The organism is Streptomyces sp. NPDC085931, from assembly GCF_044540565.1.
Taxonomy (GTDB): domain Bacteria; phylum Actinomycetota; class Actinomycetes; order Streptomycetales; family Streptomycetaceae; genus Streptomyces.
Genome location: NZ_JBITSK010000006.1, coordinates 91674 through 115036 on the forward strand (window position 1 = coordinate 91674; position 23363 = coordinate 115036).

Genomic DNA, 23363 nt, shown 5'->3' on the forward strand with positions numbered 1-23363 from the left:
CGCCTTGATCCGCGAAGGTCAGCTCTCGCGGGGGAAGTTCTCGGCGTCGAACATCCAGCGCTGCTTCTCCAGCTCCGCCGTGACGGCGATCAGCAGGTCCTGGGTGACCGGGTCGGCCGTCTCGGTCGCCTCGATGCGCCCGCGCAGCCGGCCGATCGCCTCCTGCAGCGCCTCCACCATCACCTGCACGGCGTCCTCGTCGCGGACCCAGCCCTCCTTCGGGGCGGGCAGCGTGAAGGCCTTGGCGACGGTCTCCGGGCGGCCGTCCGGCGGCACGCCGAGCGCGGCGGAGCGCTCCGCGACCGTGTCGGCGAAGGTCCGCGCGGCCGCGACCACCTCGTCCAGCTGCAGGTGGATGGACCGGAACCGCGGTCCGACGACGTTCCAGTGCGCCTGCTTGCCCGTGAGCGAGAGTCCGAGCAGATCGACCAGGGTGTCCTGGAGTGCCTCGCAGGCGACCTTGCGGGCGTCGTCGGGCAGGGTGCTCCTCACAGCCGTCATAGGGCGCTTCTCCTTCTCGCGTCGTTGCTCGTGGTCCGGAGCAGTGCGTGGCGCTCCTCCTCGCAGGTGCCGCCCCACACGCCCGATGCCTGACCACTGCCGAGCGCGAAGCTCAGGCAGTCGTCGGTCACCGGGCAGCGCGCGCAGATCCGCTTGGCGGCCGTCACGTCGCGCAGGGCGGGGCCCGCGGTGCCCACGGGGAAGAACAACTCGGGGTCCTCGTCCACGCAGGCGGCGCTCCGCAACCACTCCATGAACGCGCGGGTGCCCAGGGCCCACGGGTGCAAACGCGGCGTGATGCGCCGGACGACGCCGCCCCCGCCTGCGGGAACGCAGGCCGGGGCACCCTTCCGGCCACCGAAATCTTCCCAGTGGGCGGTGAAGGGGCTATCATCCGAAACTAGCAGTGCTAATTAACTGGCGGTGTGAGGAGCCCTCTCGTGCGTCCCGTCCACTTCGCGGCCGCCCGCCGCACCCCCATCGGCAAACTGCGGGGATCCCTCTCCTCGGTGCGGCCCGACGACCTCGCCGCGACCGTCGTCCGCGCCCTGATCGCCGACGTGCCCGCGCTGGACCCGGCCCGCGTCGACGATGTGTACTGGGGCGCCGCCAACCAGGCGGGCGAGGACAACCGCAACGTCGCCCGCATGGCCGCCCTGCTCGCCGGCCTGCCCGAGTCCGTCCCCGGTGCCACCGTCAACCGCCTGTGCGCCTCCGGCCTGGAGGCCGTGACCACGGCCGCCCGCACCATCGCCGCCGGTGAGGCGGACGTCGTCGTGGCGGGCGGCTCCGAGTCGATGAGCCGCGCCCCCTTCGTACTGCCCCGCCCCGACGAGGCGCTGCCGCACCGCATCGAGACCGTCGACACCCGCCTGGGCTGGCGCCTGGTCAACCCGGCGATGAAGGACCTGCACGGCCTGCTGTCCATGGGCGAGACCGCCGAGGAGGTCGCCGCCCGGTACGGCATCCCGCGCGAGCGCCAGGACGAGTTCGCCCTGCGCAGCCACCAGCGCGCCGCCGAGGCCCGCAAGAACGGCCACTTCGACGACGAACTGCTGCCCGTCGAGCGCCCCGACGGCGTCGTCGTCGACACCGACGAGTGCGTTCGCGAGGACACCTCCTACGAGAAGCTGGCCCGGCTCAAGCCGGTCTTCCGGCAGGGCGGCACGGTCACCGCGGGCAACGCCTCCCCGATGAACGACGGCGCCGCCGGACTGCTTCTGGTCAGCGAGGAGGCTCTGAACGACCTGGGCCTGGAGTCCCTGGGCCGCTACGTCGCCGGCGGCTCCGCCGGTGTCCACCCCGACGTGATGGGCATCGGCCCGGTCCCCGCCACCCGCAAGGTCCTGGCCCGGGCCGGCTGGGACGTCGCCGACCTGCAGGAGGCCGAGTTCAACGAGGCGTTCGCCGCCCAGGCCCTGGCCTGCGTCGACCAGCTCGGCATCGACCCCGACCTGGTCAACCCCAGCGGCGGCGCCATCGCCCTCGGCCACCCCCTGGGCTGCTCCGGCGCCCGTATCCTCACCACCTTGCTGCACCGCATGCGGCGCACGGGGGCCGCCCGGGGACTGGCCACGATGTGCGTCGGCGTCGGGCAGGGCAGCGCGGTGCTGGTCGAACGGTCCTGAGCCGCACCGCACCGGCGGGCCCGGCAGGCGAGACGGCACTCACCGCACCGATTCGTCGCACATAGCATCGGTGTTCGCATGAACACCATGACGCTCTGGCACATCACCGGCTGGGAGTTCGCCGCCCTGGCCTTCGCCGCTCTGCTCGTCGGCTTCTCGAAGACCGCCGTCAGCGGCGCCAACACCGTCAGCCTCGCCGTCTTCGCCGCGGTGCTGCCCGCCCGCGCCTCGACCGGCGTGCTGCTGCCCATCCTGATCGCCGGGGACCTGCTCGCCGTCGCCACCTACCGGCGGCACGCGCACTGGCCCACGCTGTGGCGGCTGTTCCCCGCGGTCGCCGCCGGCGTGGTCGTCGGCACGGTGTTCCTGCTGTGGGCGGACGACGCGGTCGTACGGACCTCCATCGGCGCGATCCTGCTGCTGATGGCGGCCGTGACCGTGTACCGCAGGCGCACGGCGGACGCGGAGGAGGAACCGGAGTCGGTCACCACCCGGCCGGGCCGCCTCAAGGCCCGCTCCTACGGCGTGCTGGGCGGCTTCACCACCATGGTCGCCAACGCGGGCGGCCCGGTGATGTCGATGTACCTGCTGTCGGCCGGCTTCCGCAAACTCGGCTTCCTCGGCACCTCGGCGTTCTTCTTCCTGATCGTCAACGTCTCCAAGCTGCCCTTCAGCGCCGGCCTCGGCCTGATCGACGGCCGCTCCCTCCTGCTCGACCTGGCGCTCGTGGTGTTCGTCGTGCCCGGCGCGCTGCTCGGCAAGTGGGCCGTCGACAGGATCAACCAGCGGCTGTTCGAGCAGCTGGTCATCGCGGCGACCGTGCTGGGCGGACTCCAGCTACTGCTGCGCTGAACCGCGCAGCAGGGCGGGGAGGTCCGCGAACGCGTCGATCACGTGGTCGGGCGTCCCGCCGGCGGCGTCGAGCGTCTCCTGCCGGAACTTGCCGGTCCGGACCAGCACCCCGGTGATCCCGGCCCGCTGGGCCCCCAGGACGTCGGACTCGACGTCGTCCCCGACCATCACGGCCTCGTCAGCGGCGACGCCCAGCCGGGCGAGCGCCGCCGCGAAGAACGCCCGGGCCGGTTTGCCCGTGATCTCGGCCTCCACACGCGCCGCCCGCTCCAGGCCCGCCAGGAAGGCGCCCGAGTCCAGCCGCAGCCCTTCGGCCGTACGCCAGTACAGGTTGCGGTGCATCGCCACCAGGCGCGCCCCGCGCTGCAGCTGCCCGAAGGCCCGGTCGAGCGCCTCGTAGCCGAACTCGGGTCCGGCCCCGCCGACCAGCACCACGTCGGGCACGGCATCGCCGTCCGCGGGGTCGACCAGCGTCACCCCTTCCAGGTCCGCCGCGATGTCACCGCTGTTCAGCAGGGCACACCGGGCACCGGGGGCGTGCTCGGCGAAATGCGCGGCGGTCGCCGCGGGCGCGGTCAGGACGTCCTCGGCCGACACCGGGAACCCCGCGTCCGCCAGCGTCCCGGCGATCGACGCCCGCGTCCGGGACGTCGTGTTCGTCACCAGCAGGACCGCGAACCCGGCCGCCCGGATCTCCCGCAACGCCTCCACGGCACCGGGCAGCGGCCGCCACGAGACGGTCAGCACCCCGTCGATGTCCACGAGCACGGCACGCACGGACTCCATGCCAGGACCATAACCATCCTGGGCGGTACCTGCCGGTGGGCGGCCGCCGGCGGGCGTCTGCCAGCGGTCCGGTGGGCGTTTGTCGGTTCGGGTCTGCCGGTGGGCGTTTGTCGGTCTGGGCCTGCCGGTTCGGGCCTGCGGGTTCGGGCCCGCCGGTTCGGGTCTGCGGGTCGGCGCCTGCCGGTGGGCGTTTGTCGGTGTGGGCCTGCCGGTTCGGGTCTGCGGATCCGCGCTTGCCGGTGGGTAGCCGCCGCTCGGCAGCCGCAGGTGGGTATCGCCGGTTCGAGCCTGCCGGTGGGCATCCTCCGGTCCGTGCACGCAGGCCGGCATCCGCCGGTCCGCGCCCGCCGGTGAACGCTCGCGGGTCCGCCCGCCGGTGAGTGTCCGCCGGTCCGGCCCGCGGGCCCGCGCCCGCCGGTCCGGCCCGCAGGCCAGCGCCCGCCGGTCCGGGCTCGCGGATCCGCGTCTGCCGGTGGACGCCACGTGGATCCGCGCCAGCCGGTGGACGCCACGCGGGTCCGCGCCCGTCGTGGGCATCCGAGGGCCGCGCCCGCCGGACCGCGCCAGTCGGTAGGCATCCGCCGGGCGCACCCGCCCCGCCGTCCGTCGCACGGAACCTCGTACGCTCGACGCCGTGTCCCCTCATGTCCTGATCCTCGGCGGTACGGCCGAGGCCCGTGTCCTGGCCACCGTGCTGTCCGCCCGTGCCGGCGTCCGCGTCACCACGTCCCTGGCGGGGCGCGTGGCGCGGCCGGGGGCGGTGGACGGTGAGGTGCGCGTCGGAGGCTTCGGCGGGGCCGAGGGGCTTGCCGGGTGGCTGCGGCGGGAAGGGGTGACCGCGCTGGTCGACGCCACGCATCCGTTCGCCGAGTCGATCACGGCCAACGCGGCGCGGGCCGCGGCCGCGACCGGGGTGCCCGTGGTGGTGCTGCGCCGCCCGGGTTGGCGGCCCGGCCCGGGCGACCGCTGGCACCCCGTCCCCTCACTGGACGCGGCCGCGGACCTGCTGCCCGGGCTCGGCCGCCGGGTGTTCCTGACCACCGGGCGCCTCGGCCTCGCCACGTTCGCGCACCTGGCCGAACTCCACTTCCTGGTGCGGTCGGTGGATCCCCCCGAGCCGCCGCTGCCGCCCGACACGCACGTGCTGCTGGCCCGGGGTCCCTTCACGGTGCCCGGCGAGACGGCCCTGCTGCGCGAGCACCGCGTCGATGTCCTGGTGACCAAGGACAGCGGGGGAGCGGCCACGGCGGCCAAGCTGACCGCGGCCCGGGATCTGGGGCTGCCGGTGGTGGTGGTCGGCCGGCCACCCCTGCCGGACGGCGTCACGGCGGTCCCCGACGTGCGAAGCGTGCTGGAGCGACTCGGGTACGGCGCGGAAGTCTGAGGGCCGTGTGACGGACCGTGCGACGTCGGCCCTGCCCGGGACGTCAGACCGTGCTGGTCGTCAGGGTCTTCGGGGGTCCGGCCGGCAGGCCGTGGCTCAAGTCCTCCACCAGCAGCCGTTTCGCGATCGCGTCGACCGCGACGCGCAGGTCGGCGTCCGAGGGGCGCCCGATGTCCCGTCCCAGCCGGTCCTCCAGCCACGCCGCCCAGGCCCTGGTGATGACCGCGGCCTCCCGGGCGCCCGCCTCCGTGTGGGAGAACAGCGAGCCGCTGCGCGTGAGGAACCCCTCCTGCACCATCCGCTCGAAGACCGGCACCAGCACCTCCGGCGGCATCCGGCGCCGCGCGGCGATCAGCCCGAGGCCGGCGTGGCCGACCATCCGCGTGAACAGTTCCACCTGCATCACGGCCCACGCCCCGGCCACGTCCAGCCGCGTGTCGGACTCCAGCACGATCCGGCGCGTGGTGTCCAGGTCCGTACTGCCGATGATCTTCCCGACGGCGGCCTCCAGCACCCGGCGGGAGTCCGCGCCGTGCGGCGAGGCGAACCCCTCGCCCAGGTCGGTCGACCCCGTCCGCGCGGTGTCGCGCAGCCGGACCTGCTTGAGGAACAGGGCGACGAGGAAGCCCAGGACGGCGACCGGCACGGTCCACAGGAACACGGTCTGCAGCGTGTCCGCGTAGGCGCCGACGATCGGGGCGGCCGTGGCCGACGGCAACTCGTGCACGCCCTCCGGGCTGGTGACGGCCCGGCCGAGAGTGGCCGGGTCCACCTCACCGGCCCGCGCCGCACTCGCGACGCCCTCGCGCAGGTTGGGCGCCAGCGCGTTGGTGTAGATCGTGCCGAACACGGCCGTGCCGAACGAACTGCCCAGCGTACGGAAGAAGGTGACGCCGGAGGTCGCCGTCCCGAGGTCCGCGTAGTCGACGGTGTTCTGCACCGCGATCGTCAGCACCTGCATGCTCAGCCCGATGCCGGTGCCCAGCACGAACATGTACAACGACTCCAGCGCCGCTCCCGTGCCCGGCCCCATCAAGGACATCAGGTACAGGCCCACGCCCATCACCAGCGAGCCGACGATCGGGAAGAGCCGGTAGCGGCCGGTCCTGCTCACCACCGTGCCGCTGAACACCGACGCGATGAGCAGCCCCGCCACCATCGGCAGCGTCCGCACGCCGGACACCGTGGCCGAGTCGCCGTCGACGTACTGCAGATAGGTCGGCAGGTACGTCAGCGCGCCCAGCATCGCGAAGCCGACGATGAAGCTCAGCACCGAGCAGACCGTGAACACCGGGTTGGCGAACAGCCGCATGGGCAGCATCGGTTCGCGCGCCCGCGTCTCCACCCGGCAGAACAGCCCCAGCGCGATCACACCGCCGACGAACAGCCCGATGATCACGCCCGAGCCCCAGGCGTACTCGTTGCCGCCCCAACTCGTCGCCAGGATCAGCGCGCCGGCACCGACCGCGACCAGCGTGATGCCCAGGTAGTCGATGACGGGCCGGGCCACCGCCTTGACCACCGGAATGGTCCGGGCCGCCGCCGCGACGACCACGATCGCGATGGGCACGTTGACGTAGAACGCCCAGCGCCAGGTCAGATGGTCGGTGAACAGCCCGCCCAGCAGCGGCCCGACGACGGTGGCGACCCCGAACACCGCGCCGATCGCGCCCTGGTACTTGCCGCGCTCCCGCAGCGGGATCACATCCGCGATCAGCGCCATGGACGTGACCATCAGCCCGCCCGCGCCGATGCCCTGCATCGCCCGCCAGGCGATCAGCAGCGGCATGTTCGTGGCCAGACCGCACAGGAACGAGCCCGTGATGAACACGATCGCCGACACCTGGAAGACCAGCTTGCGGCCGAACAGATCGCCGAACTTGCCGACCAGCACGGTCGCGACGGTCTCCGCGAGGAGGTACGAGGTGACCACCCACGACATGTGCTCCGCGCCGCCGAGATCCGACACGATGGTGGGCAGGGCGGTGCCGACGATGGTCTGGTCGAGCGCCGCCAGCAGCATGCCCAGCATGATCGTCACGAAGACGACGTTGCGGCGCCGGGTGTCCAGCACCGGCGGCTGGGAGGCGGACGGGGCGGTTTCCTCCACGACGGTCACGTCGTCACCTTCACACCTGTGGGCTACGTGCGCATGCCAGAACGTCCGCACGGGTGCCCGGCGTCGTGCGCCCCGGTCGGGTCAGTCGCGGGTGCGGCGGCGCAGCAGGTAGGTGTCCATGATCCAGCCCTTGCGCTCGCGGGCCTCGGCGCGCAGTCGCTCGATACGGGGAGCGGCCTCGGCGATCGGGCCGGAGACCAGGATCTCGTCCGGGGTGCCGATGTAGGCGCCCCAGTAGATGTCGACGTCCTCGTCCGCGTACCGGCGGAACGCCTGGTGGGCGTCGAGCATCACCACGACGTCGTCCACGCCCTCCGGGAAACCCTCCGCGAGCCGCCGGCCCGTGGTGATCTGCACCGGGCGCGCGACACGGTTGAGGCCCGTGCGGTGCCGGGCCACGAGTGCCGAGACACTGCTGATCCCGGGCACGACGTCGTAGGCGAACGCGACGGTGCCGCGCTCCAGCACCTCCTCCAGGATCGCCAGGGTGCTGTCGTACAGCGAGGGGTCGCCCCACACCAGGAACGCGCCGGTCTGGTCCTCGCCGAGCTCCTCGGCGATCAGCCGCTCGTAGATGTCGGCCCGGGCGCTGCGCCAGTCCCCGACGGCGGGGGAGTAGGCGGCGCCGCCGGCGCGCCGGTCCCGCTCCGGGTCGCGCGCCTCGACGACCCGGTACGTGCCGTCCGGGACGTGCGTGTCGAGCATGTCCCGCCGCAGGTCGGTGAGGTCCGCCTTCGCCTCGCCCTTGTCGAGGATGAAGAACACGTCCGTGCTCCGCATCGCCCTGACCGCCTGGAGGGTGAGCTGGTCGGGGTCGCCCGCGCCGATACCGATGACATGAATCTTTCGCACGCCCCGAGTCTGCCGCACGGGCCCGGGCGCCCTGCCACCGCGTCCACGGGCGGTACTTCACCGGGTCCCGAGGCGGTCCGCAATCGGGTCCCGGAGTGGTCCGGGATCGGGCCTCGACCGTCGGCTCAGCCGGCCGTCCCGCGCAGGCGCGGCGCCCGCGCTGCCGCGTCCACGGTCCGGGCCTCCCGTTCGATCTCCCCGGCCAGTTCCCGCGCCCAGGCGGCGACGGCCTCGACGTCGATGCCGTGCGGCCGGGCCCGCCCGGAGTCCGACACCCACGCCTCGGCCGCGCCCGCACCGCGCCGCAGCAGCCGGGCGCCGCCCGTGAGGTTGCCGCGGGCGGCGTGCGTCAGCCCCACGGCGAGCTGCGCCAGGCCGCGCCACAGCTCCCGTTCCTCCTCGGGACCCGACTTCCACGCGTCCTCGAAGACCTCGTGCGCGTGGAACGGTTTCCCCTCGTCCAGCAGCCGCTGCGCCTCGGCGACGGTCTCCCCGGGCGTGCGGACCACGCCCTCCGGCTGCCGGGGCACGCCGTCCGCGTCGTACGGCAGGGGCCGGCCGAGGCCGTCCCGCGGCCGGGCGTTGCGGGCCCGGCCCTCCGCGTCGCGGTCCCGCGCGCCGCCCGGCCGGTCCGAGTACGTCTCTCCTGTGCTGCCCATAGGCCGATTGTCCCGCCCGGGCCGCTTTCGGCGCGGCCAGGGGTGTGGGGTAAAGTGCTGTTCGCGCGATCACGCGGCTCACCGCGGGTGGCGCGCACCGGGACGTGGCGCAGCTTGGTAGCGCACTTGACTGGGGGTCAAGGGGTCGCAGGTTCAAATCCTGTCGTCCCGACGGTGCCGAAGGTCCTCGCGGGCGGATGCCCGCGGGGACCTTTTCCGTCGACCGCAAACTCACCCCGGGCCCGTCGCGCGCGGAGCGCGGTCGCCGTGCCGGGACGTACTCCCACAGCGCCTGCGGCACCTCCCCGGTGCGAGCGCGCCGACGGCCAGGACGACCGGGACACCCGCGGCCGCCGGGAAACGCGCGGCGCCCGACCGCCCCCGGATGGTAGAAGCGGGCATGACCCTTTCGATCTTCCCGCCCCGCCGTACGGCCGGTGCCCGATGACCGCCGGCATCGACACGCCCGACCGCCGGGGCCGCACCGGACTCGACCGCACCGGCCTGGACCTCACCGGCAACCCCCGCGTCAGGATCCGCGACGTGCGGCTGCTGTCCAGCCACTGGTACGTCGAGCGGACCACGACCTTCGACTTCCGGCGCGCCGACGGCACCTGGAGCACCCAGGAGCGCGAGACGCACGACCGGGGCAACGGGGCCACCATGCTGCTCTACGACACCGAGCGCGAAACCGTCCTGCTCACCCGCCAGTTCCGCTTCCCCGCGTACGTCAACGGGCACCCCGACGGCATGCTCGTGGAGACGCCGGGCGGCCTGCTCGACGACGAGGACGAGCACCCGGAGATCGCGGTCCGGCGCGAGGTCGTGGAGGAGACCGGCCACACCATCGGCGAGGTCCGGCACCTCTTCGACGTCTACATGAGCCCCGGATCGGTCACCGAACGCGTCAGCTTCTACGCCGCCGCCTACGGCCCGTCGACCCGCACCCACGCAGGCGGCGGCCTCGGCGAGGAGGGCGAGGACATCGAGGTCCTGGAACTGCCGTTCCGCAGGGCACTGGAGATGATCCGCACCGGTGAGATCGCCGACGCCAAGACGATCATGCTGCTGCAGTGGGCGGCACTGGAAGGACCGTTCGCCCCCGACGCCCCTCGCCCTCGACCTTTCTGACGCTCGCCGGCCCTTCCTCGACTCGTCTTGACTTGGAGCGCTCTTCAACAGGAAGACTCCCGTGCGTGCCCCGAGGCCCGGGGCGCGCACGGGAGGAGCAGCCATGAAGTACCGCACCATCGGCACGGACCCGCGCACCCGCCGGGAGGTGAGCGTGCTCGCGCTCGGCGCCATGCTGTTCGGCTCGGTGACGGACGAGGCGACGTCGTTCGCCCTGCTCGACCGCTACGTCGAGGCCGGCGGCACCTTCATCGACACGTCCGACAACTACGCCTTCTGGACCGACGGCGGCCAGGGCGGCCAGAGTGAGGAACTCCTCGGGCGCTGGCGGCGCAGCCGCGGCATCGGCGACGAGATCGTCATCGCGACCAAACTCGGCGCCCGCCCCCTGGCCCCCGGCACCAGCTACACCGACAACCCCGAGGGCCTGTCGGCGAAGGTGATCCGCGAGTCGGCGGAGCGCAGCCGCGAGCGGCTCGGCACGGAGCGGCTGCCCCTGCTCTACGCGCACATCGAGGACCGCACCGTCCCGCTGCAGGAGACCGTCGAGGCGTTCGGCGCGCTGGTCGCCGAGGGCACGGTGGGACTGCTGGGCGTCAGCAACCACGCCACCTGGCGTGTCGAGCGGGCCCGGGCCCTGGCCGCGGCGGCCGGACTGCCCGGGTACGAGGTGCTCCAGTACGCGCACACGCACTTGCGCCCCCGCACCGACGTGCCCGACGGCCTGTTCCCGGACGGCAGCCTCGGACACGCCGGTCCCGACCTGCTGAGCTATCTGCGCGCCGAACCCGGTCTGACCCTGGTCGCCTACTCGCCCCTGCTGCGGGGCGCCTACACCCGGCCCGAGCGCCTGCCCGCGGACTTCGACCACCCCGGCACCCCGCCCCGCCTGGCGGTCCTGCGGGACGTGGCCCGCGAGACCGGCGCGACGGTCAACCAGGTCGTCCTCGCCTGGCAGATCGGCGGCGACCTGCCGATCGTCCCGCTCGCCGGGGTCTCCACGCCGGCCCAGCTGGAGGAGAACCTGGCCGCCGTGGACCTGGAGCTGAGCGAGGAGCAGCGGGCCAGGCTCGACACGGCCCACTGAGAGCCGTGGGACCGCGGAGGGGAACGGACTCCCGCACCCCGTCCGCGGGTCCGGTCAGGCCCGGACCAGCAACTGGAAGTCGAACGTGTACCGCGACGCCGGATAGATGTGGGTTCCGTGCTCCACCGCCCGTCCGCTGGCGTCGAACGCCGTCCGTTCCATGGTGAGCAGTGCCGCCCCCACCCGCTCCTCCAGGCGCGTCGCCTCCTTCGGTGTCGCCGCGCGGGCGCCGACCGTCTGGTGGGCGCTGTGCAGGGTGATGCCCGCCGAGCGCATCATCCGGTACAGGCCCGTCGACTCCAGGCGGGCGGTGTCGAGCGGGAGCAGGGACGGCGGGAGGTGGTTGCGGAGCAGGGCCACCGGGCGGCCGTGGGTGCGGCGCAGGCGTTCCAGGACCGCGACCTCGCTGCCCTCGGGCACGCCGAGCGCCGCCGCCACCTCGCAGGACGCCGGGACGACCTCGTTGCGCAGGACCTGGGTGGCCGGATTCTGCCCGGCCGCCTCCAGGTCGTCGTAGAGGCTGCTCAGTTCCAGGGGGCGCCGGACCCGGCTGTGCACCACCTGGGTGCCCACCCCGCGCCGCCGGACCAGCAGCCCCTTGTCGACGAGGGACTGGATGGCCTGGCGGACGGTGGGGCGGGACAGGCCGAGGCGGACCGAGAGGTCCACCTCGTTGCCCAGGAGGTCGCCCGGGGCGAGGGCGCCGCGCTCGATCGCCGCCTCCAGCTGCTGGGCGAGCTGGTGGTACAGCGGCACGGGAGTGGACCGGTCCAGGGCGAAGTCCAGCGCGGTGAGCGCCGGAGCGGCCGCCGCCCGGGTCCGGGCACCCGTCTTCGCCATGGACGTGTCCCCCTCGGGTGTCAGGAGTTGCTCGGGAAGCCGAGGTTGATGCCGCCGTCGGACGGGTCCGGCCAGCGCGTGGTGACGACCTTGCCCTGGGTGTAGAAGGCGATGCCGTCGTTGCCGTAGATGTGCAGGTCCCCGAAGAGGGAGTCCTTCCAGCCGCCGAAGGAGTGGTAGCCGACGGGGACCGGGATGGGCACGTTGACGCCGACCATGCCGGCCTTGACCTCCAGCTGGAAGCGGCGGGCCGCGCCGCCGTCCCGGGTGAAGATCGCGGTGCCGTTGCCCCAGCGGGAGGCGTTGATCAGCCGGATGGCGTCGTCGTAGGTGTCGGCGCGGACCACGCAGAGCACCGGGCCGAAGATCTCGTCCCGGTAGGCGTCCGCCGTCAGCGGCACCCGGTCCAGCAGGGAGACGCCGAGGAAGAAACCGTTCTCGTGGCCCTCCACGGTCAGGCCCGTGCCGTCGACGACGACCTCGGCGCCCTGCTCGGCGGCCGACGCCACGTACGAGGCCACCTTGTCGCGGTGCTCGCGGGTGATCAGCGGGCCCATCTCGGACGCCGGGTCGGTGCCCGGGCCGATCCGCAGGGCCCTGGCCCGTTCGGCGATCTTCGCCACCAGCTCGTCGCCCGTGTCGCCGACGGCGACCACCACCGACACGGCCATGCAGCGCTCGCCCGCCGAGCCGTACGCCGCGTTGATCGCCTGGTCGGCGGCGAGGTCCAGGTCGGCGTCGGGCAGCACCAGCATGTGGTTCTTGGCGCCGCCGAGCGCCTGGACGCGCTTGCCGTGCTCGACGGCCTTGAGCTGGATGTACTTCGCGATCGGGGTCGAGCCGACGAAGGAGACCGCCTCGACGTCCGGGTGCTCCAGGATGCGGTCCACGGCCGTCTTGTCGCCCTGCACGACGTTCAGGACGCCCTCCGGCAGGCCCGCCTCGGCGGCCAGTTCGGCGAGCCGGAAGGAGGCCGACGGGTCCTTCTCCGACGGCTTCAGCACGAACGTGTTGCCGCACGCGATGGCGATGGGGAACATCCACATCGGCACCATCGCCGGGAAGTTGAACGGCGTGATGCCCGCGACGACGCCCAGCGGCTGGCGGATCGAGGCGACGTCGACCCGGGAGGACACCTGGGTGGACAGCTCGCCCTTCAGCTGGACGGAGATGCCGCAGGCCAGTTCCACGATCTCCATGCCGCGCGCGACCTCGCCGAGCGCGTCGGAGTGCACCTTGCCGTGCTCGGCGGTGATCAGCGCGGCGATCTCGTCGCGGTGGGCGTCCAGCAGCTCGCGGTACTTGAACAGGATCGCCGTGCGCCTGGCCAGGGACGACTGGCCCCAGCTGGCGAAGGCGGCCTTGGCGGAGGCGACCGCGGCGTCCACCTCCTCGACGGTGGCGAAGGCGACCTGCTTCTCCTGGGCGCCGGTGGCCGGGTCGTAGACGGGGCCGAAGCGGCCGGAGGTGGACTCGACGGGCTTGCCGTCGATCCAGTGGGTGATGGTCTGCATGGTGCGCGGGGGCCTTTCGGGGAGCCGGGGGAGCAGGAGAGAGGGGGTCAGAGGTGGCGGCGGCGGTCCGCCACCTGGCGCTCGTAGCGCTCGCGGGCCTCGACGGCGGCCTCGCGGGAGGCGGTCTCGGCGACCGGCACGTCCCACCAGGCCTCGGCCGGGGGAGCGGTCGGGGCCGGGTCGGTCTCGACGTACACGCAGGTCGGCCGGCCGCAGGCGCGGGCCGCGGCGAGGGCCTCGTGCAGCTCGCGCACGGTCTTGGCGCGCAGGACGTCCATGCCGAGGCTGGCGGCGTTGGCGGCCAGGTCGACGGGGAGCGGGGCGCCGGTGAAGGTGCCGTCGGCGGCCCGGAAGCGGTAGGCGGTGCCGAAGCGCTCCCCGCCGGTCTCCTGGGACAGGCCGCCGATGGAGGCGTAGCCGTGGTTCTGGATCAGGACGACGTTGAGCGGCAGGCCCTCCTGGACGGCCGTGACGATCTCCGTCGGCATCATCAGGTAGGTGCCGTCGCCGACCAGCGCCCACACGGGGGTGCCGGGGGCGGCCTGCTGGACGCCGATGGCGGCCGGGATCTCGTAGCCCATGCAGGAGTAGCCGTACTCCAGGTGGTACTGGCGCGGGCTGCGCGAGCGCCACAGCTTGTGCAGGTCGCCGGGGAGCGAACCGGCCGCGTTGATCACCACGTCGTCGTCGCCGACGATCGCGTCCAGCGCGCCGAGCACCTGCGTCTGGGTCGGGACGGCGTTGTCGTCGGCGGCCCGGTAGGCGGCCTCGACGACCTCGTCCCAGCGGTCCTTGCCGGCGCGGTACTCGGCCACGTACTCCTCGCGCACGCGGTGGCCGGACAGCGCCTCCCGCAGCAGGTCGAGGCCCGTGCGCGCGTCGCAGACCAGCGTGCGCGCCGCCAGCTTGTGCGCGTCGAAGCCGGTGATGTTGAGGTTCAGGAAGCGCACGTCCGGGTGCTGGAAGAGCGTGCCGGAGGCCGTGGTGAAGTCGGTGTAGCGGGTGCCGACGCCGATCACCAGGTCGGCGGTGCGGGCGAGGTCGTCGCTGACGGCCGTGCCCGTGTGGCCGATGCCGCCGAGGTCGGCCGGGTGGTCGTGGCGCAGCGAGCCCTTGCCCGCCTGGGTGGAGGCGACCGGGATGCCGGTGGCGTCCACGAACGCCTGCAGGGCCTGCTCGGCCTCGCTGTGGTGGACGCCCCCGCCCGCGATGACCAGCGGACGTTCGGCGGACCTGACGGCCTCCACGGCCGCGGCCAGTTCCACCGGGTCCGGCGCGGGACGCCGTACGTGCCAGACGCGCTCGGCGAAGAACTCCTCCGGCCAGTCGTACGCCTCCGCCTGCACGTCCTGGGGCAGGGCCAGCGTCACCGCTCCCGTCTCGGCCGGGTCGGCCAGCACGCGCATCGCGTTCAGCGCCGAGGGGATCAGCGCCTCCGGGCGGGTGATCCGGTCGAAGTAGCGGGAGACCGGGCGCAGGGTGTCGTTGACCGACACGTCCGCCTCGACCGGGTGCTCCAGCTGCTGGAGCAGCGGGTCGGCCGCGTGCGAGGCGAAGTAGTCGCCGGGCAGCAGCAGCACCGGCAGGCGGTTGATCGTCGCGAGCGCGGCGCCGGTGACCAGGTTGGTGGCGCCGGGGCCGATGGAGGTCGTCACCGCCTGCGCGGACAGGCGGTTGAGCTGGCGGGCGTGGCCGACCGCCGCGTGCACCATGGACTGCTCGTTGCGGCCCTGGTGGAACGGCATCACGTCGGCGTGCTCGACCAGCGCCTGGCCGAGGCCGGCGACGTTGCCGTGGCCGAAGATGCCCCAGGTCCCGGCGATCAGGCGGCGGCGCACGCCGTCGCGCTCGGTGTACTGGGCGGACAGGAACCGCACCAGGGCCTGGGCGGTGGTCAGTCGGCGGGTGCGGGCGCTCATCGGGACGTCTCCGGGGCGGTGTAGAGGGGGAGGCGGGGGTCGGCCGACTGGTCCGGCCAGGTGTCGCGGACCCAGGCGTGGTCGGGGTGGTCGCAGATCAGCCAGGCGCGCTCGGCCTCCGGGCCCGCCATGACGTTGAGGTAGTACATGTGGTGGCCGGGCGTGGCCATCGACGGGCCGTGCCAGCCGTCCGGGACGAGGACGACGTCGCCGTCGCGGACCTCGGCCAGCACCTCGGTGCCGCGGCCGGAGCCGGAGGGCGTCACGCGCTGGTAGCCGAGGCCGGGGACGCCGTCGTGGCCGGCGAACTCGAAGTAGTAGATCTCCTCCAGCACGGACTCCTCGCCGGGCCGGTGCTCGTCGTGCTTGTGCGGCGGGAACGACGACCAGTTGCCGCCCGGGGTGATCACCTCGACCGCGATCAGCTTGTCGCACTCGAAGACCCCGGCCGCGCCGAAGTTGTTGACCTGCCGCGAGCAGCTGCCGGTGCCGCGCAGCTCGACGGGGACCTCGGAGGCCGGGCCGTAGCGGGCGGGCAGGCGGCGGGTGCAGCGCGCGCCGGTCAGCGCGAACCGGCCGCCGGCGGCGGAGGTCACGGTCGCGCGGGCGTCGCGCGGCACGTAGGCGAAGTCGCTGACCGCGCTGAACACGTCGGGGCGGCCGTGCAGCTCGAAGGTGTCCCGGCCGAGGTCGTCGGCGGACGCGACCGTGCAGGCACCGCTCAGCGGGACGACGATCCACTCGCTGTCGCCGGTGCCGAAGCTGTGGGAGCCGCCCGGCGGCAGCTCCAGCACGCGCAGGGAGGAATGGCCCCAGCCGGCCTTCTCGGGTGTGACGTCGACGGTGTAGGGGCCGCCGCGCGCCTGGCCGGCGGGAAGGTGGTAGGTCATGGCATCCTCCGCGATCACAGCAGGCCGACGGCGGTGTCCACCGCTTGCTCCACGCTGCCCTCGGCCGGGTAGAGCAGCGACCTCCCGACGACCATGCCCTGGACCGTGGGCAGGCGCAGGGCCTTGCGCCAGCGTTCGTAGGCGCCCTCCTGGTCGTCGCCGACCTCGCCGCCGAGCAGGACGACCGGCAGCGTGGAGGTCTCCAGGACCTCGGCCATGTCCTCCGGGTCGTCGGTGACGGGCAGTTTCAGCCAGGTGTAGGCGGAGGTGCCGCCCAGGCCCGAGGCGATGGCGATCGACGTGGTGACGGCCTCGGCGGACAGGTCGTTGCGGACCCGGCCGTCGACCCGGCGGGAGAGGAACGGCTCGACGAACAGCGGCAGGCGCAGGGCGGCCATGGCGTCGATCGCCCGGGCGGTGGACTCCAGCGTGGTGAGCGAGCCCGGGTCGTCGTAGTCGATGCGGACCAGCAGCTTGCCCGCGTCGAAGCGGAGCCGGGCGATGTCCTCGGCGCGGTGGCCGGTGAAGCGGTCGTCCATCTCGAAGGCTGCCCCGGCGAGGCCGCCGCGGTTCATCGAGCCCATGACGACCTTGTGCTCCAGCACGCCGAGCAGGAGCAGGTCCTCCAGGATGTCGGCGGTGGCGAGGACCCCGTCGACGCCGGGCCGCGACAGCGCGGTGCACAGGCGCTCCAGCAGGTCGGCGCGGTTGGCCATGGCCAGGCGCCGGCCGCCCACCCCCAGGGCGCCGCGCGCCGGGTGGTCGGCGGCCACGATCATCAGCCGGCCGCTGTCGCCGATCAGCGGGCGGCGTGCCCGGCGGGCGGCCGCCTCGGCGACGGCCTCGGGGTGCCGGGCTCGCACCGTGGCGAGGTCGGGGATGCCGATGTTCAAGGAAGACTCCGTTTCAGTGGCTCGGGCTCGGCGCCGGCACCCCGGCGAGGAGGTCGCGGACCTCGGCCTCGGTGGGCATCGCCGAGGAGCAGGCGAGGCGGGAGGCGACGAGCGCCCCGGCGGCGTTGGCGTGGCGCATGATCCGCTCCAGGTCCCAGCCGGCGAGGAGCCCGTGGCAGAGGGAGCCGCCGAAGGCGTCGCCCGCTCCCAGCCCGTTCACGACCTCGACCGGCACCGGCGGCACCTCGGCCCGGGTGCCGTCGCGGTGCACGGCCAGCACGCCCTCGGGGCCCTGTTTGACGACGGCCAGCTCCACGCCGGCCTCCAGCAGGGCGTCCGCGCAGGCCTGCGGCTCGCGCACGCCGGTGGCGACCTCGCACTCGTCGAGATTGCCGACCGCCACCGTCGCGTGGCGCAGGGCCTCGCGGTAGAAGGGGCGGGCCTGTTCCGGATCGCGCCAGAACATCGGGCGCCAGTCCAGGTCGAAGACGGTGGTGCCGGCCTTGTCGCGGGCCTGGAGGGCGGCGAGCGTGGCGGAGCGGCTCGGCTCCTCGCTCAGGCCGGTGCCGGTGATCCAGAAGATCCGGGTGCCGCGGATCGCGGGGAGATCCAGTTCGTCGGCGCGGATCTCCAGGTCCGGGGCCTTGGGGCGGCGGTAGAAGTACAGCGGGAAGTCGTCCGGCGGGAAGATCTCGCAGAAGGTGACCGGCGTCGGACGGGCGGCGACCGGGGTGACCCAGCGGTCGTCGACGCCGAAGGCCCTCAGCTCCTGGTGCAGGTACGTGCCGAAGGGGTCGTCGCCGGTGCGCGTGACGACCGCCGTGCGGCGTCCGAGCCGGGCGGCGGCGACCGCCACGTTGGCCGCCGAACCTCCGAGGAATTTTCCGAACGTCTCCACGTCGGCCAGCGGGACGCCGGTCTGCAGCGGATAGAGGTCGACGCCGATGCGGCCCATCGTGATGACATCGAAACACTGTGCCGGCCCGGCCATGCGCGACCTCCTGGGGAAGCTGGGGATGCGGGTCCCGGGACGCCCTGACACGGTGGGGGCGTGGCGGAACGGGACCTGACGCCTCCCAGGTGTAGGTCCCGGAGGGCGGCACTGTCAATACTTTGTACTTACATTCGGACCTGCTTGTGAAATGATGTCTTAACAAAGTATTGACAGCGGGCGCGGCAGGGACTTGTATCCCGTGCCATCGCAACAGTCGGTTTGCGGCATCATGATCCGGACTCCGTAAGGCTCCGGGACCACGGATCCCTTCGTGATCCCTTCCTTTCCCCCGCAGTAGCACAGTGAGGTGCCAGGAAAGATGGACCGCTCTTCTCACCCCCGCTCTCGCAGGTTCGCGCCCGTCGTCGCCGTCGCCGCGGCAGCGGCCCTGACCCTCGCCGGCTGCTCCAGCAGTTCGGGGGGCAAGAAGTCCGAGGAAGGCGGCGCGAACGCCTCGGCCGGCAAGGCCACCACGCCGCGCATGACCGTCGCCCTGGTCACCCACCAGGCGCCCGGCGACACCTTCTGGGACACCGTCCGCAAGGGCGCCGAGGCCGCGGCCGCCAAGGACAACATCAAGCTCATCTACTCCGCCGACCCCAACGCCGGCAACCAGGCCAACCTGGTGCAGAACGCCATCGACCAGAAGGTCGACGGCATCGCGGTCACCCTGGCCAAGCCGGACGCGCTCAAGGGCGTCGTCGGCAAGGCGGAGAAGGCCGGCATACCCGTGGTCGGCCTCAACTCCGGCCTGAGCGACTGGAAGGACCTCAACCTGCTGGAGTTCTTCGGCCAGGACGAGTCCGTCGCGGGCGAGGCCTTCGGCAAGAAGCTGAACGAGGTCGGCGCCAAGAAGGTCCTGTGCGTCATGCAGGAGCAGGGCAACGTCGGCCTGACGCAGCGCTGCGACGGTGTGGCCAAGACCTTCGAGGGCAAGGTCGACCCGCAGAACGTCAACGGCACCGACATGCCGTCGGTGAAGTCGACGATCACCGCCAAGCTCAAGCAGGACCCGTCGATCGACTACGTCGTCACCCTCGGCGCCCCCTTCGCGCTGACCGCGGTGCAGTCGGTCTCCGACGCGGGCAGCAAGGCCAAGGTCGCCACCTTCGACCTCAACAAGGACCTGATCAAGTCCATCAAGGCCGGCGACATCCAGTTCGCTGTCGACCAGCAGCCCTACCTCCAGGGCTACCTGGCCGTCGACGGCCTGTGGCTCTACAAGAACAACGGCAACTACAGCGGCGGCGGCGAGCAGCCCGTGCTGACCGGCCCGGCCTTCGTCGACAAGTCCAACGTCGACCGGATCGGGGAGTTCGCCGCGAAGGGCACCCGGTGATGAGCATGACCCAGCAGGCCACGCCGGCGGTGGACACACCGCCGGCCCCCGGCCCCAAGCAGTCCGACGGCCGGACCCGGCAGCGCCCGCTGGCGCTGCGGCTGCTCGCCCGGCCCGAGGTCGGCGTCTTCCTCGGCGCCGTCGCCGTGCTCGTGTTCTTCCTGTTCGCCGCGCCGCCGGTGCGCGACGGAAGCTCGATGGCGAACATCCTGTACCAGTCGTCGACCATCGGGATCATGGCGCTGCCCGTGGCCCTGCTGATGATCGGCGGCGAGTTCGACCTGTCGGCCGGTGTCGCCGTGATCACCTCGGCGCTCACCGCGTCGATGCTCAGCTACCAGCTCACCATGAACGTCTGGGTCGGCGTGATCGTCGCCCTGCTCGTCTCGCTGGCGATCGGCGCCTTCAACGGCTGGCTGCTGGTCAAGACCGGACTGCCGAGCTTCCTGGTCACCCTGGGCACCTTCCTGATCCTCCAGGGTGTGAACCTGGCGATCACCAAGCTCGTCACGGGCAACGTCGCCACCGACGACATCAGCGACATGGACGGCTTCGCCCAGGCGCAGAAGATCTTCGCCTCGACGTTCGAGGTCGGCGGCGTCAACGTCAAGATCACCGTCGTGTGGTGGCTGGTCTTCGCCGCGCTGGCCACCTGGGTGCTGCTGCGCACCAGGTACGGCAACTGGATCTTCGCCGTCGGCGGCAACAAGGACTCCGCGCGGGCCGTCGGCGTCCCCGTCACCTTCACCAAGATTTCCCTGTTCATGCTGGTCGGCTTCGGCGCCTGGTTCGTCGGCATGCACCAGCTGTTCTCCTTCAACACCGTCCAGTCCGGCGAGGGCGTGGGCCAGGAGCTCATCTACATCGCCGCGGCCGTCATCGGCGGCTGCCTGCTCACCGGCGGCTACGGCTCCGCGATCGGCCCGGTCTTCGGCGCCTTCATGTTCGGCATGGTGCAGCAGGGCATCGTCTACGCCGGCTGGAACCCCGACTGGTTCAAGGCCTTCCTCGGCGTGATGCTCCTCGGCGCCGTCCTCATCAATCTGTGGGTCCAGCGCACGGCGACCCGGAGGTGACCGCGATGACCAGCAACGAAACCGGCACCCACGGTGCCGTCCTGAAGGACACCCCGGCCGACGGCGACCGCCCCCTGGTCGAACTGCGCGGCGCGGGCAAGTCCTACGGCAACATCCGCGCCCTGCACGGCGTCGACCTGGAGGTGTACCCCGGCAAGGTCACCTGCGTCCTGGGCGACAACGGCGCCGGCAAGTCCACCCTCATCAAGATCGTCTCGGGGCTGCACCAGCACACCGAGGGCGAGTTCCTCGTCGACGGCGAACCGGTGCGCTTCTCCACCCCGCGCGAGGCCCTCGACAAGGGCATCGCCACCGTCTACCAGGACCTCGCGGTCGTCCCGCTGATGCCGGTGTGGCGCAACTTCTTCCTCGGCTCCGAGCTGACCAAGGGCCCCTGGCCCGTGCGCCGCCTCGACATCGAGAAGATGAAGGAGACCGCGGACGAGGAACTGCGCAACATGGGCATCGTCCTGGACGACCTGGAGCAGCCCATCGGCACGCTCTCCGGCGGCCAGCGCCAGTGCGTCGCCATCGCCCGCGCCGTCTACTTCGGCGCCCGCGTCCTCATCCTGGACGAGCCGACCGCCGCCCTCGGCGTCAAGCAGTCCGGCGTGGTGCTCAAGTACATCGCCGCCGCCCGCGAGAAGGGCCTCGGCGTCATCTTCATCACCCACAACCCCCACCACGCCTACATGGTCGGCGACCACTTCAGCGTGCTGCGCCTGGGCACGATGGAACTGTCCGCCTCCCGCAGCGAGGTCAGCCTCGAAGAGCTGACCAACCACATGGCCGGCGGTGCCGAACTGGCCTCCCTCAAGCACGAGTTGGCGCAGGTCCGCGGCGTCGACGTCGAAGGGCTCCCCGAGGAGGGGGACCTCACCGCACCCGTAGCCACGTCCTCGGAAGGAAAGTCCTGACATGGCCCTCGCGCTCGACCGCATCCGGGTCGGCTCCGCCCCCGACTCCTGGGGCGTCTGGTTCCCCGACGACCCGCAGCAGGTGCCCTGGGAACGCTTCCTCGACGAGGTCGCCGAGGCCGGCTACTCCTGGATAGAACTCGGCCCCTACGGCTACCTGCCCACCGACCCGGCCCGGCTCACCGAGGAGGTGGCCAGGCGGAACCTGAAGGTATCCGCCGGCACGATCTTCTGCGGACTGCACCGCGGCCCCTCCGAGTGGGACTCCACCTGGGAGCAGGTCAGCCGGGTCGCCGCCCTGACCCAGGCCATGGACGCCAGGCACCTGGTCGTCATCCCGTCCTTCTGGCGGGACGACAAGACCGCCGAGATCCTGGAGCCCCCGGAGCTCACCGTCGAGCAGTGGCGCAACCTCACCACCGGCATGGAGCGCCTGGGCCGCGAGGTGAAGGACCGCTACGGCCTGGACATCGTCGTCCACCCGCACGCCGACACCCACATCGACACCGAGGAGCACGTCGAGCGGTTCCTCGACTCGACCGACTCCGAGCACGTCAACCTCTGCCTGGACACCGGGCACTACGCCTACTGCGGCGGCGACAGCGTCAAGCTGATCGAGACCTACGGCGAGCGCATCGGCTACCTGCACCTGAAGCAGGTCGACCCCGAGATCCTGGCCGACGTCGTCAGGAACGAGGTCCCCTTCGGACCGGCCGTCGCACGCGGCGTGATGTGCGAACCGCCCGCCGGCGTCCCGGAGCTGGGCCCGGTCCTCGAGGCCGCCCAGAAGCTCGGCGTGGACCTCTTCGCCATCGTCGAGCAGGACATGTACCCGTGCGAGCCGGACAAGCCGCTGCCGATCGCGGTCCGCACCCGCAAGTTCCTGAGGTCCTGCGGCGCCTGACGACCCGAAAGGACGGCCATGACGGAGCGCGCCCCCCTGGGAGTCGCGGTCATCGGTACCGGACGGATGGGCGCCGACCATGTGCGCCGCATCCATGAAGTCACCAGCGGAGCCCGGGTGGTGGCCGTCGCGGACGTCGACGCGGAGCGCGCGAAGGCCGTCGCCGCCCGCGTCGACGGCTGCACCGCCCACACCGACCCGGCCGCCGCACTGGCGGCGGACGGCGTCGACGCCGTCCTGATCGCCTCCCCGGGCCCGGCCCACGAGGCCACCCTGCTCGCCGCCTTCGAGCGCGATCTGCCGGTGCTGTGCGAGAAGCCGCTCACCCCCGACGCGGCCTCCGCCCTGCGCGTCCTCGAAGCCGAACAGCGCCTCGGCCACCGCCGGGTCCAGGTCGGCTTCATGCGCCGCTACGACCCCGAGTACGCCAGGCTGAAGGCCCTGCTGACCACCGGCCAGCTGGGCCGTCCGCTGATGCTGCACAACCGGCACCGCAACGTCGCCAGCCCGCCCTTCTTCACCAGCTCCATGCTCGTCACCGACTCCGTCGCCCACGAGGCCGACGCGACGCGCTGGCTGCTGGGCCACGAGATCACCGCCGTCACGGTGCTGCGCCCCACCCCCTCCGCCAGTGCCCCGGACGGCCTGCAGGACCCGCAGTTCGTCGTCTTCGAGACCGACGGCGGCGCCCTCAGCGACGTGGAGATCTTCGTCAACTGCGGCTTCGGCTACCAGGTGCAGGCCGAGCTGGTCTGCGAACGCGGCACCGCCCGCATCGGCGACGGCCACGCCCTGGTCACCAACATGGCCGGCCGCTGGGGCGGCACGATCGCCCAGGACTGGACCGAACGCTTCGAGACGGCCTACGACCGCGAGGTCCAGGCCTGGGTCGACGCCACCCGCCGCGGCGTGGTCACCGGCCCGAGCGCCTGGGACGGCTACGCCGCGACGGCGGTGTGCGAGGCGGGGGTGCGGGCGCTGCGGGACGGCGGCCGGGTGGAGGTCGACCTGGTGGACAGGCCCGGGCTGTACGCGTGACAAGGGGCCCGGGATCGACCCCGGGCCCCTTCGGCGTGCT

22 protein-coding genes and 1 tRNA gene are annotated in these 23363 nt (G+C 72.6%); 11 read left to right on the top strand and 12 right to left on the bottom strand.

The features are described from left to right. Window positions 1-18: 18 nt before the first annotated feature. Together ACIGAN_RS13970 and ACIGAN_RS13975 are read right to left on the bottom strand one after the other, a co-directional pair. Window positions 19-501 (bottom strand): Dps family protein, encoded by a 483-nt coding sequence (locus tag ACIGAN_RS13970; RefSeq protein ID WP_365095508.1) that lies wholly within the window; start codon window positions 499-501, stop codon window positions 19-21. Continuing rightward, a complete protein-coding gene (locus ACIGAN_RS13975; protein ID WP_365740400.1) occupies window positions 498-755 on the bottom strand; it encodes a WhiB family transcriptional regulator in 258 nt (85 codons plus the stop codon). The genes ACIGAN_RS13970 and ACIGAN_RS13975 overlap by 4 nt, the downstream gene beginning before the upstream one ends. Window positions 756-941: 186 nt before the next feature. Between ACIGAN_RS13975 and ACIGAN_RS13980 the strand changes: the two genes are divergently transcribed. Continuing rightward, the gene (locus ACIGAN_RS13980) at window positions 942-2129 is read left to right on the top strand and encodes a thiolase family protein (protein ID WP_365740399.1); all 1188 of its coding nucleotides are present in this window, start codon (window positions 942-944) and stop codon (window positions 2127-2129) included. A 78-nt stretch (window positions 2130-2207) separates the two neighbouring features. Further along, window positions 2208-2981 (top strand): sulfite exporter TauE/SafE family protein, encoded by a 774-nt coding sequence (locus ACIGAN_RS13985; protein ID WP_365095516.1) that lies wholly within the window; start codon window positions 2208-2210, stop codon window positions 2979-2981. Here the strand turns inward: ACIGAN_RS13985 and ACIGAN_RS13990 are convergent. After that, window positions 2967-3767 carry an HAD-IIA family hydrolase gene (locus tag ACIGAN_RS13990; RefSeq protein WP_399857346.1) on the bottom strand — a complete coding sequence of 267 codons (801 nt, stop codon included), beginning with the start codon at window positions 3765-3767 and terminating at the stop codon, window positions 2967-2969. The two genes, ACIGAN_RS13985 and ACIGAN_RS13990, sit on opposite strands and share 15 nt — an antisense overlap. 634 nt (window positions 3768-4401) lie before the next feature. Between ACIGAN_RS13990 and ACIGAN_RS13995 the strand changes: the two genes are divergently transcribed. Beyond that, a complete protein-coding gene (locus tag ACIGAN_RS13995; RefSeq protein WP_399857348.1) occupies window positions 4402-5151 on the top strand; it encodes a cobalt-precorrin-6A reductase in 750 nt (249 codons plus the stop codon). 43 nt (window positions 5152-5194) lie between these two features. Here ACIGAN_RS13995 and ACIGAN_RS14000 read toward each other — a convergent pair whose 3' ends face one another. The 3 genes from ACIGAN_RS14000 to ACIGAN_RS14010 all read right to left on the bottom strand — a co-directional run bounded on the left by ACIGAN_RS14000 (window position 5195) and on the right by ACIGAN_RS14010 (window position 8781). Then, on the bottom strand, window positions 5195-7270 hold the full coding sequence (locus tag ACIGAN_RS14000) for an MDR family MFS transporter (protein WP_399857350.1): 2076 nt from the start codon (window positions 7268-7270) through the stop codon (window positions 5195-5197). Between the two features lie 81 nt (window positions 7271-7351). Continuing rightward, complete coding sequence (gene cobF / locus ACIGAN_RS14005) at window positions 7352-8122, bottom strand: precorrin-6A synthase (deacetylating) (protein WP_399857352.1); 771 nt, start codon at window positions 8120-8122, stop codon at window positions 7352-7354. A gap of 125 nt (window positions 8123-8247) precedes the next feature. Then, window positions 8248-8781, bottom strand: coding sequence for a DUF309 domain-containing protein (locus ACIGAN_RS14010; RefSeq protein ID WP_365740393.1), 534 nt, complete (start codon window positions 8779-8781; stop codon window positions 8248-8250). Window positions 8782-8879: 98 nt separating this feature from the next. On the opposite strand from ACIGAN_RS14010, the gene ACIGAN_RS14015 reads away from it, so the two are divergent. The 3 genes from ACIGAN_RS14015 to ACIGAN_RS14025 all read left to right on the top strand — a co-directional run bounded on the left by ACIGAN_RS14015 (window position 8880) and on the right by ACIGAN_RS14025 (window position 10999). Beyond that, window positions 8880-8953, top strand: a tRNA-Pro gene (locus ACIGAN_RS14015). 272 nt (window positions 8954-9225) lie between these two features. Further along, window positions 9226-9912, top strand: coding sequence for an NUDIX domain-containing protein (locus tag ACIGAN_RS14020; RefSeq protein ID WP_399857354.1), 687 nt, complete (start codon window positions 9226-9228; stop codon window positions 9910-9912). Window positions 9913-10015: 103 nt separating this feature from the next. Beyond that, complete coding sequence (locus tag ACIGAN_RS14025; RefSeq protein ID WP_399857356.1) at window positions 10016-10999, top strand: aldo/keto reductase; 984 nt, start codon at window positions 10016-10018, stop codon at window positions 10997-10999. A gap of 54 nt (window positions 11000-11053) precedes the next feature. On the opposite strand, the gene ACIGAN_RS14030 is transcribed toward ACIGAN_RS14025, so the two are convergent. The 6 genes from ACIGAN_RS14030 to iolC are packed head-to-tail and all read right to left on the bottom strand — an operon-like array spanning window position 11054 to window position 18046. Continuing rightward, window positions 11054-11839 carry a GntR family transcriptional regulator gene (locus ACIGAN_RS14030; RefSeq protein ID WP_365095536.1) on the bottom strand — a complete coding sequence of 262 codons (786 nt, stop codon included), beginning with the start codon at window positions 11837-11839 and terminating at the stop codon, window positions 11054-11056. A 20-nt stretch (window positions 11840-11859) separates the two neighbouring features. After that, window positions 11860-13353 carry a CoA-acylating methylmalonate-semialdehyde dehydrogenase gene (locus ACIGAN_RS14035; protein ID WP_399857359.1) on the bottom strand — a complete coding sequence of 498 codons (1494 nt, stop codon included), beginning with the start codon at window positions 13351-13353 and terminating at the stop codon, window positions 11860-11862. 47 nt (window positions 13354-13400) lie between these two features. Then, window positions 13401-15272 carry a 3D-(3,5/4)-trihydroxycyclohexane-1,2-dione acylhydrolase (decyclizing) gene (gene iolD / locus ACIGAN_RS14040; RefSeq protein ID WP_399857361.1) on the bottom strand — a complete coding sequence of 624 codons (1872 nt, stop codon included), beginning with the start codon at window positions 15270-15272 and terminating at the stop codon, window positions 13401-13403. Next, window positions 15269-16162: a 5-deoxy-glucuronate isomerase gene (gene iolB, locus ACIGAN_RS14045; RefSeq protein ID WP_399857362.1), complete on the bottom strand. Its 894-nt coding sequence runs from the start codon at window positions 16160-16162 to the stop codon at window positions 15269-15271. Before iolB ends, iolD begins: the two co-directional genes overlap by 4 nt. A 14-nt stretch (window positions 16163-16176) precedes the next feature. Next, window positions 16177-17055 carry a Cgl0159 family (beta/alpha)8-fold protein gene (locus ACIGAN_RS14050; protein ID WP_365740388.1) on the bottom strand — a complete coding sequence of 293 codons (879 nt, stop codon included), beginning with the start codon at window positions 17053-17055 and terminating at the stop codon, window positions 16177-16179. Window positions 17056-17068: 13 nt separating this feature from the next. Beyond that, window positions 17069-18046 (bottom strand): 5-dehydro-2-deoxygluconokinase, encoded by a 978-nt coding sequence (iolC, locus tag ACIGAN_RS14055; protein WP_399857364.1) that lies wholly within the window; start codon window positions 18044-18046, stop codon window positions 17069-17071. Between the two features lie 322 nt (window positions 18047-18368). On the opposite strand from iolC, the gene ACIGAN_RS14060 reads away from it, so the two are divergent. The 5 genes from ACIGAN_RS14060 to ACIGAN_RS14080 are packed head-to-tail and all read left to right on the top strand — an operon-like array spanning window position 18369 to window position 23323. Beyond that, entirely contained in the window at window positions 18369-19388 is a 1020-nt protein-coding gene (locus ACIGAN_RS14060; RefSeq protein WP_365095553.1) for a sugar ABC transporter substrate-binding protein, read from the top strand. Further along, complete coding sequence (locus tag ACIGAN_RS14065) at window positions 19388-20464, top strand: ABC transporter permease (protein ID WP_365095556.1); 1077 nt, start codon at window positions 19388-19390, stop codon at window positions 20462-20464. Before ACIGAN_RS14060 ends, ACIGAN_RS14065 begins: the two co-directional genes overlap by 1 nt. Window positions 20465-20469: 5 nt before the next feature. Beyond that, entirely contained in the window at window positions 20470-21381 is a 912-nt protein-coding gene (locus ACIGAN_RS14070) for an ATP-binding cassette domain-containing protein (RefSeq protein ID WP_365740386.1), read from the top strand. A gap of 1 nt (window position 21382) precedes the next feature. Then, window positions 21383-22285: a sugar phosphate isomerase/epimerase family protein gene (locus ACIGAN_RS14075; RefSeq protein WP_399857367.1), complete on the top strand. Its 903-nt coding sequence runs from the start codon at window positions 21383-21385 to the stop codon at window positions 22283-22285. An 18-nt stretch (window positions 22286-22303) separates the two neighbouring features. Beyond that, entirely contained in the window at window positions 22304-23323 is a 1020-nt protein-coding gene (locus ACIGAN_RS14080; protein ID WP_365740384.1) for a Gfo/Idh/MocA family protein, read from the top strand. Window positions 23324-23363: the final 40 nt, after the last annotated feature.